We start from the raw sequence: 14,646 nt of genomic DNA, 5'->3' as shown, positions 1-14,646 counted from the left end.
GGTGGGCTTCAGCCCACCACTTCAACTGGCACCCTCGTAATATTTACCGGTCAGAAGAAAATACCGTTCAGACCCGGGGAACTGGAACCATGCGCACCTTCACGCTCGACCTCGACGCCCTGATTGAGCTGATCAATGGCCGCGAACAGCAGGAACACTGGCTGGATCTGGAAAGCGGTAGCGTGTTGAGCCTGTCGCCCGAGGATCAGCACAGCGAACAGCGCCAACAGATCGAACTCGACTCCGAGCGCTACAGCCAGATACCCAACCTCGACATTCCCCAGCGCGTGGCCATGCGCGAGTCGTTCCTGTTCACCCTCGACGATGTATATGCCCACCCGTTGCTCAGCGCGGCGCTGACCGGTCGCAAACCGCTGCGCGCGTTCGACTACGAAATCGAGGCCTTTCCAGCGATTCGCGAACAGTGGCAGTCCTACGAGATCAAGCAACTGCGCGAGTACGCCCTCAACTGGCTCTACGAACTGGGCATCGAGCCCGCGCCGGACAAACTGCCGCTGGATACGCGCGGCATTCCCAGGGACATCCTGCGACGACTGAGCAAAAGCACCTGAGCGCAGTGCGCCCCCCGGATTGCATCCGGGCTACCAACCTGTCCAGGCGGTCAATGGGCCACGACTGTCGGGCAGGCTGCGGTTTCACTACACAATCCGGGGTGTTTTGAGCGAAAATCCGCAGCTTTTCTGCTCAACCAGAGGATCGACCGTGGAGTCGTTGAAACAGAAGATTCGCAGCGAAGGCATCGTGCTGTCCGAGCACGTACTCAAGGTGGACGCCTTTCTCAACCACCAGATCGATCCGCGCCTGATGCAGGAGATCGGCCACGAATTCGCCCAGCGCTTCGCCGGCCAGGGCATCAGCAAGATCGTCACCATCGAGGCCTCGGGCATCGCCCCGGCAGTCATGGCCGGCCTGGAGCTGGGCATTCCGGTGATCTTCGCGCGCAAGTTCCAGTCGCTGACGCTCAAGGATGACCTGCTGATCTCCAAGGTGTTCTCCTTCACCAAGCAGACCGAAAGCACCATCGCCATTTCCGCCCGGCACCTGACCGCTGCCGACAAGGTGCTGGTGATCGACGACTTCCTCGCCAACGGCCATGCTGCCAAGGCGTTGATCGACCTGATCCAGCAGGCCGGCGCAGAGATTGCCGGTATCGGCATCGTCATCGAGAAGTCTTTCCAGGACGGCCGCAAGTTGCTGGAAAGCGAAGGCTACCGCGTCGAATCGCTGGCCCGCGTCGCAGCACTGGAGAATGGCCAGGTACGCTTCCTCGACTGACACTGGACGCCCGAATAGCCCATCAGGCAGGCGGGCAGCCAAAACGAAGAAACCGCCCAGAGGGCGGTTTCTTCATGAAAGCGATATGCCTTACAGGCCAGACATCTTCTGAATCGCTTCGCGCAGTTCGTCATCCGTGCAGTCAGCACAGGTGCCTTTCGGCGGCATGGCGTTGATACCGGAGATGGCCTTGGCGAGGATGCCGTCGAGGCCGCCTTGCTCGTCAGCACGCTTTTTCCAGGCGGCGGTGTCGCCGATCTTCGGTGCATCGAGCACGCCAGTCGCATGGCAGGCGCTGCAGTGCTTGGTCACGATGTCGTCAGCGGTACGCGCACCGCCACCGGCAACGGCTGCAACTGCTCCGACGCCCTTGCATTCTTCGCCCATGATGCACACTTCACCGACCGGCTTGAGGCGTTCGGCAATGGCTTCATCGGTCGTGGCCTGAGCAGTCACTGCCCACAGGGCCAATACGGCAGCCGGTGCTGCCAGCATTTTCTTCATCAGATTCACGGTACACCCTCTTCGTGGCTAGTCACGCCCGCGGCCACGGTTTCGCGAGCGGGCGACAGTATAACGGCAAGCACCCCCGGCCGAAACAACCCAATTGTCGCAGGGTTATCGATCAGAAGTTCGCTGGCGTGGTGGCGCTGATCAGCCGTGCCGGCTCGTCGAACGGATTACGGAAGCGGTGTGGCTTGCTGCTCTCGAAGTAATAGCTGTCACCCGGTTCAAGCACAAATACCTGATTACCGACGGTCAGCTCCAGCTTGCCTTCGACCAGCATGCCCGCCTCTTCACCTTCGTGGGCATACATCTCGTCACCGGTATCGGTGCCGGCCGGGTAAGTCTCGTCGAGGAAGGAAATGGCGCGGCTCGGATGAGCCTTGCCGATCAGCTTCATGGTGATGGCGCCACTGCAGATATCGGTCAGCTCGGAGGCACGGTAGACCACCTGAATCTGGTTCTCCTGCTCCATGTCGAGGGAGAAGAATTCCACCAGCGACATGGGAATACCGCTCAGCACTTTTTTCAGCGAGCTGATCGAGGGGCTCACGCTGTTCTTCTCGATCATGGAAATGGTGCTGTTGGTGACACCCGCGCGCTTGGCGAGCTCACGCTGGGAAAGACCTTTGAGCTTACGAATCGATTGCAGTCGAACGCCGACGTCCAATGCTGGTGTCCCCCTCTGGGAGTGATACGAAAAAGTGTTCGTATCATGGCATAGCGTTCGGAATTTACAACACTTGCGTTCACCCTTCGCCTACACCCTCCCAGGAAACCCGTTAAAAGGCCGCGAGCTAGAGCCATGCAAGGCGCAACGACCCACGGGAGTAACAGCCGAAGGCTGGCCCGAAGGGAGAGCGCCAGCGAATCAAATAGGGGAGGATCGGTCGGAGTCGCGTTCGACTGTACGAGCTGTACATGAGCAATCCGACCGGGCTGGCGAACCAGCCTGTTTTTAACGCAGCATGGCCGACGCGCAGCAGTCTTTTAACGGGTTTCAGCCCCGAGATAGAGCAGCGGTACCCGCCGCAGGTTGCAAAAAATCTGATAGGGAATGCTACCTGCCGCCATCGCCACGTCGCTGGCCAGTACCTGCTTGCCCCACAGCTCGACACGGCTGCCCAACCCCGCCTGCGGCAGGTCGGTGAGATCGACGGTGAGCATGTCCATCGACACACGGCCGATCAGCCGGGTCAGTTGACCGTCCACGATGACCGGCGTACCGCTCGGCGCGTGGCGCGGGTAGCCATCGGCGTAGCCCATGGCTACCACCCCGACGCGGGTCGGCCGCTCGGCGACAAAGCGCGCGCCATAGCCTACCGGCTCACCCGCCGGCAGTTCGCGCACGCCGATGATCTTAGACTCCAGGGTCATCACCGGCTGCAGGCGCGCGGCCTGCTGCTGTGCCTGCTCGAACGGCGTAGCGCCGTAGAGCATGATGCCGGGGCGCACCCAGTCGCTGGGCACCTGCGGCCAGCCGAGTACGGCCGGTGAATTGCGCAGGCTGACCTCGGCGGCGAGCCCTTCGCGCGCCTGCTGGAACACGGCCAGTTGCTCGGCGGTACGCTCGCACTCAGGCTCATCGGCACGGGCGAAGTGGCTCATCAGCACGATCTTGCCAACCTTGCCGCTGGCCAGCAGGCGGCGGTAGGCAGCCTGGTAGTCAGCCGGATGCAGACCAACACGGTGCATGCCACTGTCGAGCTTGAGCCAGACGGTCAGCGGCTTGCTCAGTTGGGCCTGTTCGATAGCCTCGATCTGCCACTGCGCATGGGCGACGCACCACAGGTCATGCTGATCGATCAGCGCCAGCTCATCAGCCTCGAAGAAGCCCTCGAGCAGCAGGATCGGCGCCCTGATGCCGGCCTCGCGTAACGCCAGCGCCTCTTCGATGCAGGCCACGGCAAAACCATCGGCCTCGGCTTCGAGTGCCTGCGCGCAACGCACCGCTCCGTGCCCATAGGCATCGGCCTTGACCACGGCCAAAGCACGAGCGCCGCTCATTTCGCGGGCCAGCTGGTAGTTGTGACGAAGCGCTTGCAGATCGATCAGGGCACGAGCAGGACGCATGGCAAGGTGTTCCTTCGGTTGTAATCAGTCACTCGGTGGCCGCTAGCGGCACTGTTCAAAAAAAACCCGGCAGGGAGCCGGGCGAAAAGCCAACACAAAATCGGTTCGGCACCAGCAACAGCCAATGCCGCGGTAGCCTCAGACGGCAGCCACCACACACATTTCGACCAGCACGTCGGGGCGGTACATCCGCGCCTCGACACAAGCCCGCGCCGGCGCATGGCCATCGGCGACCCAGGCGTCGTACTCGGCGTTGAGGCCGTCGTAGTCGGCCATGTCCTTGAGGAAGATGGTCAGCGAGAGGATCTTGCTCTTGTCGCTGCCTCCCTCGGCCAGCATCTTGTCGATGTTGGCCAGTGTCTGGCGGGTCTGCTCGTGGATATCGCCATCGAACTCATCGGCCAGCTGACCGGCGAGGTAGATGGTGCCGTTGTGGGTCACCACTTCGCTGTAACGCTTTGCAACGTGCAGACGCTGAATGGACATGAAAAGCTCCTTGGAAATATGAACACCGGCCTTCGCCGCCAGTGCCGAGTGAAATCAGGGATAGGTCTTGAGCTCGGCCTTCTGTGCCTTGACAGCCGAGCGACGGCGCATCCAGCTGAAGCCGATGGCCAGGATCAGGGCAAAACCTACGTAGCCGAGCAAGGGATAGACGGTACCCACCAGCTTGGTGAAACCGAACTGGCTCAGTGCCAGACCGATGGCTACAGACACCGCACTGACCCACTTGAAGCGCGTGGTTTCCGGCTTGGAAAAGCGGGCGCTGAAGGCGAAGAACATACCCACACCGGTGCTGTAAATCATACAGATCAACGACAGAGACATCGCCACCGCCAGTGCCGGGTGAATGTTGGCCGCCAGGGCCAACGTCGGCAGTTCAACGTTTTGCAACTGGTTGATATTGGCGAACAGGCCGATGTTGAGCACCAGAATCAGGAATCCCAGGCCCAAGCCACCGACGACCCCACCCAGGCCTGCGGCGCGATGATCGCGGGTCAGACCGCCGATTACCACCAGCATTGGCAGGCCCACGGCGATGTTGAACGAAGCGTAGAGCAGTGCACTCACAATCCAGTTATCGGCGGCACGGTTGGAGTTTTCCTGGGCCACCGCATTGAGTACGTCCAGCGGGGCGTTGTAGCTGAAAATCGAATAAATGGTAATCAGCAGCACCATGCCGAGCAAAAACGGCATCACCACACTGATCAGATTGATGATGCCCCGGACATTCAGACACAACGTGGCAATGGCAAGCACCGCCAGCAGGCTACCACCGAGCAGTGGCGGTAAACCAAACTGCTGGAACAGCGTCGAACCGGCAGCGGCAAGCATCACCACGCCCACACCATAGAGGAAGAACGACAACACCACGTCAAGGCCAAAGCCAATGGTCTTGCCAAACAACTTGTAAAGCACTTCTTTGTGCGAAGTAGCCTGCATTTGCGAACTCATACGGGCAATTTGCATCCCCAGAAACGCAAACAACAGGGCGCTGACCAGCGTACCGGCCACACCAATCAGGCCGAAACGGGTGAAAAACTGCAGGATTTCATTGCCGGAAGCGAAGCCACCACCGATCACTACGGACATGTAGGCAAGGGCTATCTGTATGGATTGTTTGTTCATTGCATTACATCTCTTTCTTAGATTTATAAGTACAAGAGCGGCAGGCAATCCTGTGCTCCGCTCGTCTTAATCAGAAGAAGCCGTCTCCTGGTCGGTACAGCGAGCCTCCATAGCTGGCGAGGTTGCGGTTGCGCGCAGGCACTGGCCGACAGGCCAGTACCGGGCAGATGGGATCTGGGGCGAACACCCCGGCCGATCAGTGGGCGGGGGCGGTGTGCTGCAGGTCGGGCTGACGGGCACTGGAGCCGTAACGGGAAATATCCAGCCCGTCGCTGCTGATCTGCGGGCGCTTGTTGGCCATCAGGTCGGCGAGCAGGCGACCGGAACCGCAGGCCATGGTCCAGCCCAGGGTGCCGTGGCCAGTGTTGAGGAACAGATTGCGGTAGGCGGTGGCGCCGACGATCGGGGTGCCATCGGGCGTGGCCGGACGCAGACCGGTCCAGAAGTCGGCGCGCTGCAGATCGCCGCCTTGCGGATAGAGGTCGGCAGTTATCATTTCCAGGGTTTCGCGACGACGCGGATTGAGCGACAGGTCGAAACCGGCGATCTCGGCCATGCCACCAACGCGGATGCGACCGTCGAAGCGGGTGATGGCGACCTTGTAGGTCTCATCGAGAATGGTCGAGGTCGGTGCCATGTCCGGGTTGGTGATCGGCACGGTCAGCGAGTAGCCCTTGAGCGGGTAAACCGGAGCACGAATGCCCAGCGGCTTGAGCAGTTGCGGGCTGTAGCTGCCGAGGGCAAGCACGTAGCGGTCGGCGGTTTCCAGCTTGCCGTCGATCCACACACCGTTGATACGGTCGCCCACGGCGTCCAAGCGCTGGATGTTCTGGCCGAAACGGAACTCGACGCCAAGCGCCTTGGCCATGTCCGCCAGCTTGGTGGTGAACATCTGGCAGTCGCCGGTCTGGTCATTGGGCAGGCGCAGGGCACCGGCCAGCTTGTGCTTGACGCCGGCCAGGGCCGGCTCGACGCGGGCGATGCCGTCGCGGTCGAGCAGCTCGAACGGTACGCCAGAGGCTTCCAGCACGGCGATGTCCTTGGCAGCGGCATCGACCTGGGCCTGGGTGCGGAACAGCTGGGTGGTGCCGAGCTGGCGACCTTCGTAGGCGATGCCGGTCTCGGCACGCAGCTCGTCGAGGCAATCGCGGCTGTACTCGGACAGACGCACCATGCGCTCCTTGTTGATCGCATAACGGCTGGCGGTGCAGTTGCGCAGCATTTGCGCCATCCACAGGTACTGGTCAACGTCACCGGTGGCCCTGATCGCGAGCGGAGCGTGTTTCTGCAGCAGCCACTTGATGGCCTTCAGCGGCACGCCTGGGGCAGCCCAGGGCGATGCATAACCGGGAGAAACCTGGCCGGCGTTGGCGAAGCTGGTTTCCAGCGCCGGGCCGTTCTGACGGTCGACCACCACCACCTCGAAGCCCTGACGGGCGAGGTAGTAAGCACTGGCGGTACCAATCACACCGCTGCCGAGAACCAGAACACGCATGTTTTTCTCCCCGCCGCGCCCAGGGCGCGTGCGTTACAGGCCATTGTTGTAGATGGGCGCAGTATAGGAAGAGCCGCGCAGTGCTTTTCACCATATACACAGCTATATTTGGCGAGAATTCTTGGCAATAAGCCGTTTTGCAGAGGCGGATTCCCCATGAGAACCCAGCACCAAAGTCGTCGTGAACTGGACAAGATCGACCGCAACATCCTGCGCATCCTGCAGGAGGATGGGCGCATCAGCTTCACCGAACTGGGCGAGCGCGTGGGGCTGTCGACCACGCCCTGCACCGAGCGCGTACGGCGCCTGGAGCGCGAAGGCATCGTCATGGGCTACCACGCCCGCCTCAATCCGCAGCACCTCAAGGCCAACCTGCTGGTGTTCGTCGAGATCAGCCTGGACTACAAGTCCGGTGACACCTTCGAGGAATTCCGCCGCGCCGTGCTCAAGCTGCCGCATGTGCTGGAGTGCCATCTGGTCTCCGGCGACTTCGACTATCTGGTGAAAGCGCGCATCAACGAGATGGCCAGCTACCGCAAGCTGCTCGGTGACATCCTGCTCAAGCTGCCGCACGTGCGCGAATCGAAGAGCTATATCGTCATGGAAGAGGTTAAGGAGAGCCTGGCGCTGCCGGTGCCGGAGTGAATCTGCAGGAGCGAGCTCTGCTCGCGAAGCTTTTACATGGCCTGGTTCGCAAGCAGAGCTCGCTCCTACGGCATGGTTGATCGTTCCCACACCCTGCCAGACGTTCTGCGCCAGCCTGCTGCTCACGACAAATCGTGGCGCGGAGCGCCGCTGCAGGGGCTCCCACGCAGAGCGTGGGAGCCGTGAGCCTAGACGAGTCGCTGGCGAGTGGTGGCGATCAGCCGGTGCACCTGGCGCTCCACCGCCGGCTCGATCGGCTGCTCCGGCCCGCGACCATGCGGGCAAGGCAGACGCGGTGTCGTCCCGAACAGGCGGCAGATCAGCGGCCGCTGGTCGTACACCTCGCAACCGTTCGGTCCCAGGTGCACGCAGTTGTATTCGGCCAGTGCTGCATCATGTTCGGCGTCGCTCTTGAACGGTAGGCGTGCCAGTTCCTCGGACGACGCAGTGACCGGCCCGCAGCAATCGTGACAGCCGGGCACGCAGTCGAAGCGCGGAATCTTGCGACGCAGGTGGTCGATCTTGCGGTCTGTGCAGCTCATACGCGGGCGCCTGGCAACGAAGGCGACAGTTTACCGTGCCATGCTGACGCCTGCCCGCAGAGGGACGGATTAGCTACACGCCGATCCCCGAGCGGAGCGCACGACGTCGTTCTGCTGTCCCGCGTGTTTTTTCCGACTGACACTTGGCGTCGGACGGATCACGCGCTTATGCTGCGTTGAATTTTCCACACAACAAAATCAGGATTTCGCACATGAACGCCCGCGTTCACCAGCCCGTCCACAGCCCGCAGCATGCCGCTTCCTATTACGCCGCCAGCGTCAATCGCCGGCAGGCCTACCCGCCCCTGGGCGGTGAGCTGCAGGTGGACGTGTGCATCGTCGGTGGCGGTTTCAGCGGCCTGAACACCGCCATCGAGCTGGCTCAGAAAGGCCTGTCGGTGGCGCTGCTGGAGGCGCGCAAGATCGGCTGGGGCGCCAGCGGGCGCAACGGCGGGCAGCTGATTCGCGGCGTTGGCCATGATGTCGAACAGTTCGAATCGGTGGTCGGCAAGGACGGCGTGCGTCAGTTCAAGCTGATGGGCCTGGAGGCGGTGGAGATCGTGCGCGCACGCGTCACCCAGTACCAGATCGATTGCGATCTGACCTGGGGCTACTGCGACCTGGCCAACAAGCCGGCGCACATGGAAGGCTTCGCCGAAGACAAGGCCGAGCTGGAAAGCCTAGGCTATCGTCACGAACTGCGCATGGTGCCGAAGGAGCGCATCCACGAAGTGGTCGGCTCCGACAACTATCACGGTGCCATGATCGACATGGGCTCTGGCCACCTGCACCCGCTCAACCTGGCGCTCGGCGAAGCCGCTGCCGCCCAATCGCTCGGCGTGCAGCTGTTCGAAGACTCACCGGTGACACGCATCGACTACGGCAACGAGGTGCGCGTGCACACCGCCCAGGGCCAAGCGCGCGCCAAGTACCTGGTGCTGGCCTGTAATGCCTACATCAACGGCCTCAACCCGACCCTGAGCGGCAAGGTGCTACCGGCCGGCAGCTACATCATCGCCACCGAACAACTCTCCGAAGAGCAGGCGCGGCAACTGATTCCACAGAACATGGCGCTGTGCGACCAGCGCGTGACAGTCGACTATTACCGACTCTCCGCCGACCGCCGCTTACTGTTCGGTGGTGCCTGCCACTATTCCGGGCGTGATCCGGCCGATATCGCTGGCTACATGAAGCCGAAGATGCTCAAGGTGTTCCCGCAACTGGCCGATGTGCGCATCGACTACCAATGGGGCGGGATGATCGGCATCGGCGCCAACCGCCTGCCGCAGATCGGCCGACTCAAGGATCAGCCCAACGTGTTCCACGCCCAGGCCTATGCCGGCCACGGCGTCAACGCAACGCACCTGGCTGGCAAGCTGCTCGGCGAGGCCATCGCTGGTCAGGCAAGCCGTGGCTTCGACCTGTTCGACAAGGTGCCGCACATGACCTTCCCCGGCGGCAAGCACCTGCGCTCACCGCTGCTGGCGCTGGGCATGCTCTGGCACCGGCTGAAGGAAGTGCTCTAGCTGGTCAGCGGCATCAGGAGCGTGCCGCGCCCACCGCCTGCATCTCGCTGAAAGCACCGCGCTGACTGGCCAGGATGATGAATACCAGGGCACCGGTAGCCATCATCAGCGGCAACGCATGGCCGCTCAGCCACTGGCTGACGGCGCCTGTGGCCAGCGGCCCGATCAGGCAACCCAGGCCCCACAGCTGAGCGACGTGGGCGTTGGCACGCACTAGTTCATCATCGCGGTAACGCTCGCCGATCATGATCAGCGACAGGGTGAACAGACCACCGGCGCTGGCACCAAAGGCAACGAACACCGGCCAGATCAGCGGCGTGTGCAGGAGCAACGGTATCGCCAGGCTGGACAGCAGCAACACCACGCCGCAACAACGGAACAAGGTCTGCCGCGACATGCGGTCGGCCAGCCAGCCGATGGGCAGCTGTAGCGCGGCATCGCCGATCACCACCACGCTGACCATGACCAGCGCCACCTCCTGGGTGAAGCCCTGGCGCAGGCTGTAGATCGGCAGCAGGGTCAGCATCATCGCCTCGAAGGCGGCGAACAGCATCACCGCCCAGGCAATGGCCGGCAACTTGCGGCAGAACACCAGCAAACCGCGACCCGATGTGCTGTGCGCGTCTACCTGCGGCGCACCGCTGCGGCCCAGCAGCATCAGTGAACCGCCGACCAGCAGACCCACACCCGTCCAGAAACCTGCATCGGTGGCGGTGCCGAGCCCGGTGAGCAGCAGCGGCCCGCTGAGCTGGCTCAGCGCATAGCCGGTGCCATAGAGCGCCACCAGACGGCCGCGCCACTTTTCCACGGCGAGCTGGTTGATCCAGCTTTCGCCGAGCACGAACACCACGGTCAGCGCCACGCCGAGGAACAGCCGCAGCCCCACCCACACCGCATAGTTCTGCACCAGCGCCAGGCCGGCCACCGACAGCGCACCGAGCAACAGACACAGCTGCATCAGCACAGTGGTGCCGAAACGTGCCGCCAGGCGCCCGGCCAGTGAAGCTCCGAGCAACACACCAACCGCCGGAGTGGCCGCCATCACGCCAATGGCGAAGGAATCATAGCCCCAGCTTTCCAGGCGCAACGACACCAACGGCATGGTCACGCCCAGCGCCAGGCCGATGCTGATGACCGCCGCACACACGGCGAAATAGGTACCCCAACGCATTGGTGAATTCCTTGGCAGACGAGCCACTGCAAAGACAACGGCCGGGCTCCTCGGGAACCCGGCCGCAAGTGGAGTGTTTAAAACAGATATTCGCCTGGAAGCAACTCGATGAAGATCTCCTGGGCTAAGGCCAGACAAGGCGCACCGGAGCTTTCAAGCGCAGCGTACTGCAGTACGTGAGCATTGAAAGCGAGGACGCAACGCCGTATGGCCGACGACCAGGAGATCGTCCCGGTACCGCTACAGCTTGATCCAGGTGGCCTTAATCTCGGTGTACTTGTCGAACGCGTGCAGCGACTTGTCGCGGCCGTTACCGGACTGCTTGAAGCCGCCGAACGGCGCGGTCATGTCGCCGCCGTCGTACTGGTTGATCCACACGCTACCGGCACGCACGGCGCGGCCAACGCGATGGGCGCGGGACAGGTTGCTGGTCCAGATACCGGCCGCCAGACCATAGATGGTGTCGTTGGCGATGGCCACGGCATCGGCCTCGTCATCGAAGCCGATCACCGACAGCACCGGGCCGAAGATCTCTTCCTTGGCGATGCGCATGGCGTTGTTCACACCGTCGAAGACGGTCGGCTCGACGTAAGTGCCGCCGGTTTCTTCCAGCACGCGCTTGCCGCCGGCCACCAGTTTGGCACCGTCTTCGTGACCGGCCTGGATGTAGCTCAGTACGTTGTTCATCTGCGTGGTATCGACCAGCGCACCGACATTGGTCGCCGGATCCAGCGGGTGGCCCGGCTTCCAGGCCTTGATGGCCTCGACCACCATGGGCACGAACTGATCCTTGATGGAGTTCTCCACCAGCAGGCGCGAACCGGCGGTGCACACTTCGCCCTGGTTGAAGGCGATGGCGCTGGCGGCGGCCTCGGCAGCGGCCTTGAGATCCGGTGCGTCGGCGAAGACGATGTTCGGGCTCTTGCCGCCGGCTTCCAGCCACACGCGCTTCATGTTCGACTCGCCGGCGTAGATCATCAGTTGCTTGGCGATCTTGGTCGAGCCGGTGAACACCAGGGTGTCGACATCCATATGCAGGGCCAGGGCCTTGCCGACGGTGTGGCCGAAGCCCGGCAGCACGTTGAACACGCCCGCCGGAATACCGGCCTCGATGGCCAGCTGGGCAATGCGGATGCCGGTCAGTGAGGACTTCTCGGACGGCTTGAGAATCACCGAGTTGCCGGTGGACAGCGCCGGGCCGAGCTTCCAGCAGGTCATCAGCAGCGGGAAGTTCCACGGCACGATGGCGGCGACCACGCCGACCGGCTCACGGGTCACCAGGCCCAACTCGTCGTGCGGAGTCGCGGCCACTTCGTCGTAGATCTTGTCGATGGCCTCGCCGCTCCAGCGGATGGCACGGGAAGCAGCCGGCACATCGATGTTCAGCGCGTCACTGATCGGTTTGCCCATATCCAGGGTTTCCAGCAGGGCCAGTTCTTCGGCGTTGGCATCGATCAGGTCGGCAAAGCGGATCATGATCTGCTTGCGCTTGACCGGCGCCAGGCGCGACCACACGCCGGAATTGAACGTGGCACGGGCATCCCTGACCGCCAGCTCGGCATCGGCCAGGTCGCAGCTGGCTACCTGACCGAGCACGCGGCCATCCACCGGGCTGATGCACTCGAAGGTGGCACCCGACTCGGCTGCGCGATACTCACCGTGCACGAAGGCGCGGGTTTCAATGCTCAGGGTCTTGGCGCGCTGTTCCCAGTCGGCACGGGTCAGATCAGTCATTGCGGCATCCTCTTGTATGGGCGTCAGGGCGCCCAAGGGGGCGTACGCCGGGGAAAATTTCGCGGGGCCAGCTGGCGGGCCCAATCCTGCCCGCCACACTAAACCAGTGGCGCTGGAGTTTTCAATATTTTTGACAAAATCCAGCCAAACGCCCTTGCCATGTTCGTTTTTCCACACATAGACTGCTGAACATCCCTACCTGCATCAGCCCCCTGGCAGGCTGTCTTCATTTACTTCGGAAACGTCAGATGAGCATCGAACAGATCGTTGACTTCGCCCAGGCCGGCACCGCCGCCGAACATTACCGCCCCGCGCCGGAAAAGGTGCTCAAGGGTGATCCGGCGCAGAACGTACGCAACCACTACAGCAGCCCTTGCGGCCAGTTCAGCAGCGGCATCTGGGAAGGCGCCGTGGGCCAGTGGACGGTGCACTACACCGAGCACGAATACTGCGAGATTCTCCAGGGCGTGTCAGTGCTGCGCGATGCCGAGGGCAATGCCAAGACCGTACGCGCCGGCGACCGCTTCGTCATCCCGGCCGGCTTCTCCGGCACCTGGGAAGTGCTGGAAGCCTGCCGCAAGGTGTATGTGATCTTCGAGCCCAAATAGGCCCCGCAATTCCTGTTGCTTGTCACCCTTTGGCCCGCCATGCGCGGGCCTTTTTCTGCATGCGCCCATGCTCGGCGTCAATGCCGCGCGCGCCCTTCAGTCGAATAATGAAATGCCGATAACGAAGGCCAGCGTCACCCGCCATTTCCTGCCCGGAGTAGCCCCCCATGTTCGACCGTAAATTGCGCCAGCAATGCCAAGACCTGCACAGCCAGGTCGAACGCCTGAGCGCCGAAAAGCAGGCCATGCAGCGCGAGCTGGAGGATACCCGCGAGCTACTGCGCCAGACCCAGCAGGAGCAACACCAGCTCAACGGCATGAGCCGCTTTCGCGAACGACTGCAAAGCGAACTAAGCCACTTCCAGGACTCCCTCTCGGCTACGCGTGACGGCGTGGTCGCGCAGGCGGAACAACTGCGTGTCGAGGTCGAAAAGCAGCGCGAACATCAGGGCGTTTTCCAGCAGACCTCGAGCCTGCTCGCCGGTTTTTCCAGCGCACTCGGCGGCATGTCCAAGCAGGGCATCCAGAGCGTGCAGAGTGTCGAACTGCTGCAAGGTCGGGTGGGCGATATCAGCCGCATCGTCGAGCTGATCAAGGCCATTTCCGACCAGACCAACCTGCTGGCCCTCAACGCCGCCATCGAAGCGGCCCGTGCGGGCGAGCAGGGCCGTGGCTTTGCCGTGGTCGCCGATGAGGTGCGCGCCCTGGCGCAACGCACCCACCAGGCCACCCAGGAAATCAGCCAGCTCGTTGCCAGCATCAACCAGGAAACCGAGCGCGCCAGCCAGTCCATCGGTCAGCTATCGCAGGAAGCTTCGCGCCTGTCCGGCGACGTCTCGCAATCGGCCAACACCCTCGACAGCATGGTCGAAATGGGCGAACGCATGAGCGCACTGATCGAGCACATCGCCCTCGGCTCGTTCTGCGAAGCGGTCAAGCTCGACCATCTGCTGTTCAAGTTCGAGGTCTACCAACGCCTGCAGCGTCACGACAGCAATACCGAGCTGGCCAACCACCAGAGCTGCCGCCTGGGCCGCTGGTACCAGGATGGCGAAACCATCGCCCGCTACGGCAGGACGCGCGGCTATCAGCAGCTGGAGGCACCGCATCGCCAGGTGCACGAGGCGGCTCACGAAGCCCTGCACGCCGCGCAGAAACAGGACTGGGCGCGCACCCTGCAGGCCGTGGCGCAGATGGAGCGGGCCAGCCATGACGTCAGCCAGCAGCTCGACGCGCTGAGTCGCCGCCACTGAGCCAAACCACTCAAGATGAGGCCAGAGCGTAGCCCGGATGCAATCCGGGGATTTCGTGGCAGGAGATCCGTCGCGGCTAAAGCCCCCCACAGGCTGCAGCACGACCGGCAGCGCACCTGTGGGAGGCGCTTCAGCGGCGACTGGCCAGAGCCAGAGCCCCATCCTCCACG

The 14,646-nt window shown here is 62.7% G+C and carries 15 protein-coding genes and 1 pseudogene; 7 read left to right on the top strand and 9 right to left on the bottom strand.

Annotated elements, in window-relative coordinates:
* Positions 1-89 precede the first annotated feature (89 nt).
* Together J7655_RS01570 and J7655_RS01565 are read left to right on the top strand one after the other, a co-directional pair.
* Entirely contained in the window at positions 90-572 is a 483-nt protein-coding gene (locus J7655_RS01570) for a UPF0158 family protein (protein ID WP_230926266.1), read from the top strand.
* Positions 573-723: 151 nt separating this feature from the next.
* Positions 724-1,296: a xanthine phosphoribosyltransferase gene (locus tag J7655_RS01565; protein ID WP_230926265.1), complete on the top strand. Its 573-nt coding sequence runs from the start codon at positions 724-726 to the stop codon at positions 1,294-1,296.
* Positions 1,297-1,386: 90 nt separating this feature from the next.
* Here the strand turns inward: J7655_RS01565 and J7655_RS01560 are convergent, their stop codons facing one another.
* The 6 genes from J7655_RS01560 to dadA all read right to left on the bottom strand — a co-directional run bounded on the left by J7655_RS01560 (position 1,387) and on the right by dadA (position 6,997).
* Positions 1,387-1,809 (bottom strand): c-type cytochrome, encoded by a 423-nt coding sequence (locus J7655_RS01560; protein ID WP_322940948.1) that lies wholly within the window; start codon positions 1,807-1,809, stop codon positions 1,387-1,389.
* A 112-nt stretch (positions 1,810-1,921) separates the two neighbouring features.
* On the bottom strand, positions 1,922-2,470 hold the full coding sequence (locus J7655_RS01555) for a cupin domain-containing protein (RefSeq protein ID WP_230926264.1): 549 nt from the start codon (positions 2,468-2,470) through the stop codon (positions 1,922-1,924).
* Positions 2,471-2,790: 320 nt separating this feature from the next.
* Positions 2,791-3,873, bottom strand: coding sequence for an alanine racemase (alr, locus tag J7655_RS01550; protein WP_230926263.1), 1,083 nt, complete (start codon positions 3,871-3,873; stop codon positions 2,791-2,793).
* A gap of 138 nt (positions 3,874-4,011) precedes the next feature.
* On the bottom strand, positions 4,012-4,359 hold the full coding sequence (locus J7655_RS01545; protein WP_230926262.1) for a RidA family protein: 348 nt from the start codon (positions 4,357-4,359) through the stop codon (positions 4,012-4,014).
* A gap of 54 nt (positions 4,360-4,413) precedes the next feature.
* Positions 4,414-5,502: a YkvI family membrane protein gene (locus J7655_RS01540; protein WP_230926261.1), complete on the bottom strand. Its 1,089-nt coding sequence runs from the start codon at positions 5,500-5,502 to the stop codon at positions 4,414-4,416.
* A gap of 196 nt (positions 5,503-5,698) precedes the next feature.
* Positions 5,699-6,997, bottom strand: a complete 1,299-nt coding sequence (gene dadA / locus J7655_RS01535) for a D-amino acid dehydrogenase (RefSeq protein WP_230926260.1) — start codon at positions 6,995-6,997, stop codon at positions 5,699-5,701.
* 156 nt (positions 6,998-7,153) lie between these two features.
* Between dadA and dadR the strand changes: the two genes are divergently transcribed.
* Complete coding sequence (dadR, locus tag J7655_RS01530; protein WP_092379294.1) at positions 7,154-7,642, top strand: transcriptional regulator DadR; 489 nt, start codon at positions 7,154-7,156, stop codon at positions 7,640-7,642.
* A gap of 188 nt (positions 7,643-7,830) precedes the next feature.
* On the opposite strand, the gene J7655_RS01525 is transcribed toward dadR, so the two are convergent.
* Positions 7,831-8,184 (bottom strand): YkgJ family cysteine cluster protein, encoded by a 354-nt coding sequence (locus J7655_RS01525; protein WP_206408411.1) that lies wholly within the window; start codon positions 8,182-8,184, stop codon positions 7,831-7,833.
* Positions 8,185-8,396: 212 nt separating this feature from the next.
* On the opposite strand from J7655_RS01525, the gene J7655_RS01520 reads away from it, so the two are divergent.
* Entirely contained in the window at positions 8,397-9,710 is a 1,314-nt protein-coding gene (locus J7655_RS01520; protein ID WP_230926259.1) for an NAD(P)/FAD-dependent oxidoreductase, read from the top strand.
* Between the two features lie 13 nt (positions 9,711-9,723).
* Here the strand turns inward: J7655_RS01520 and J7655_RS01515 are convergent, their stop codons facing one another.
* Both J7655_RS01515 and J7655_RS01510 read right to left on the bottom strand, forming a co-directional pair.
* Positions 9,724-10,881 carry an MFS transporter gene (locus J7655_RS01515; RefSeq protein WP_230926258.1) on the bottom strand — a complete coding sequence of 386 codons (1,158 nt, stop codon included), beginning with the start codon at positions 10,879-10,881 and terminating at the stop codon, positions 9,724-9,726.
* A 240-nt stretch (positions 10,882-11,121) separates the two neighbouring features.
* On the bottom strand, positions 11,122-12,615 hold the full coding sequence (locus J7655_RS01510) for an aldehyde dehydrogenase (RefSeq protein ID WP_230926257.1): 1,494 nt from the start codon (positions 12,613-12,615) through the stop codon (positions 11,122-11,124).
* Positions 12,616-12,863: 248 nt separating this feature from the next.
* Here J7655_RS01510 and J7655_RS01505 point away from each other — a divergent pair, with 248 nt between their 5' ends.
* From J7655_RS01505 to J7655_RS20865, 3 genes and pseudogenes are all read left to right on the top strand, one after another.
* The gene (locus J7655_RS01505) at positions 12,864-13,223 is read left to right on the top strand and encodes a cupin domain-containing protein (protein ID WP_230926256.1); all 360 of its coding nucleotides are present in this window, start codon (positions 12,864-12,866) and stop codon (positions 13,221-13,223) included.
* 584 nt (positions 13,224-13,807) lie between these two features.
* Positions 13,808-14,083 (top strand): annotated as a pseudogene (locus J7655_RS20870) (methyl-accepting chemotaxis protein); the annotation flags it as partial.
* Between the two features lie 3 nt (positions 14,084-14,086).
* Positions 14,087-14,476 carry a CZB domain-containing protein gene (locus tag J7655_RS20865; RefSeq protein ID WP_420850925.1) on the top strand — a complete coding sequence of 130 codons (390 nt, stop codon included), beginning with the start codon at positions 14,087-14,089 and terminating at the stop codon, positions 14,474-14,476.
* Positions 14,477-14,646 lie beyond the last annotated feature (170 nt).

This window comes from Pseudomonas wenzhouensis (assembly GCF_021029445.1).
Classification (GTDB): domain Bacteria; phylum Pseudomonadota; class Gammaproteobacteria; order Pseudomonadales; family Pseudomonadaceae; genus Aquipseudomonas; species Aquipseudomonas wenzhouensis.
Note: the sequence above shows the minus strand (reverse complement) of the source record. Positions and strands in the feature narration are given on the sequence as shown.

Coding starts and splice junctions, on each gene's coding strand:
- J7655_RS01540 (WP_230926261.1), bottom strand. CDS start 5,502: ATGAACAAACAATCCATACAGATAGCCCTTGCCTACATGTCCGTAGTG.
- J7655_RS01545 (WP_230926262.1), bottom strand. CDS start 4,359: ATGTCCATTCAGCGTCTGCACGTTGCAAAGCGTTACAGCGAAGTGGTG.
- dadA (WP_230926260.1), bottom strand. CDS start 6,997: ATGCGTGTTCTGGTTCTCGGCAGCGGTGTGATTGGTACCGCCAGTGCT.
- J7655_RS01510 (WP_230926257.1), bottom strand. CDS start 12,615: ATGACTGATCTGACCCGTGCCGACTGGGAACAGCGCGCCAAGACCCTG.
- alr (WP_230926263.1), bottom strand. CDS start 3,873: ATGCGTCCTGCTCGTGCCCTGATCGATCTGCAAGCGCTTCGTCACAAC.
- dadR (WP_092379294.1), top strand. CDS start 7,154: ATGAGAACCCAGCACCAAAGTCGTCGTGAACTGGACAAGATCGACCGC.
- J7655_RS01505 (WP_230926256.1), top strand. CDS start 12,864: ATGAGCATCGAACAGATCGTTGACTTCGCCCAGGCCGGCACCGCCGCC.
- J7655_RS01515 (WP_230926258.1), bottom strand. CDS start 10,881: ATGCGTTGGGGTACCTATTTCGCCGTGTGTGCGGCGGTCATCAGCATC.
- J7655_RS01570 (WP_230926266.1), top strand. CDS start 90: ATGCGCACCTTCACGCTCGACCTCGACGCCCTGATTGAGCTGATCAAT.
- J7655_RS20865 (WP_420850925.1), top strand. CDS start 14,087: ATGGTCGAAATGGGCGAACGCATGAGCGCACTGATCGAGCACATCGCC.
- J7655_RS01525 (WP_206408411.1), bottom strand. CDS start 8,184: ATGAGCTGCACAGACCGCAAGATCGACCACCTGCGTCGCAAGATTCCG.
- J7655_RS01520 (WP_230926259.1), top strand. CDS start 8,397: ATGAACGCCCGCGTTCACCAGCCCGTCCACAGCCCGCAGCATGCCGCT.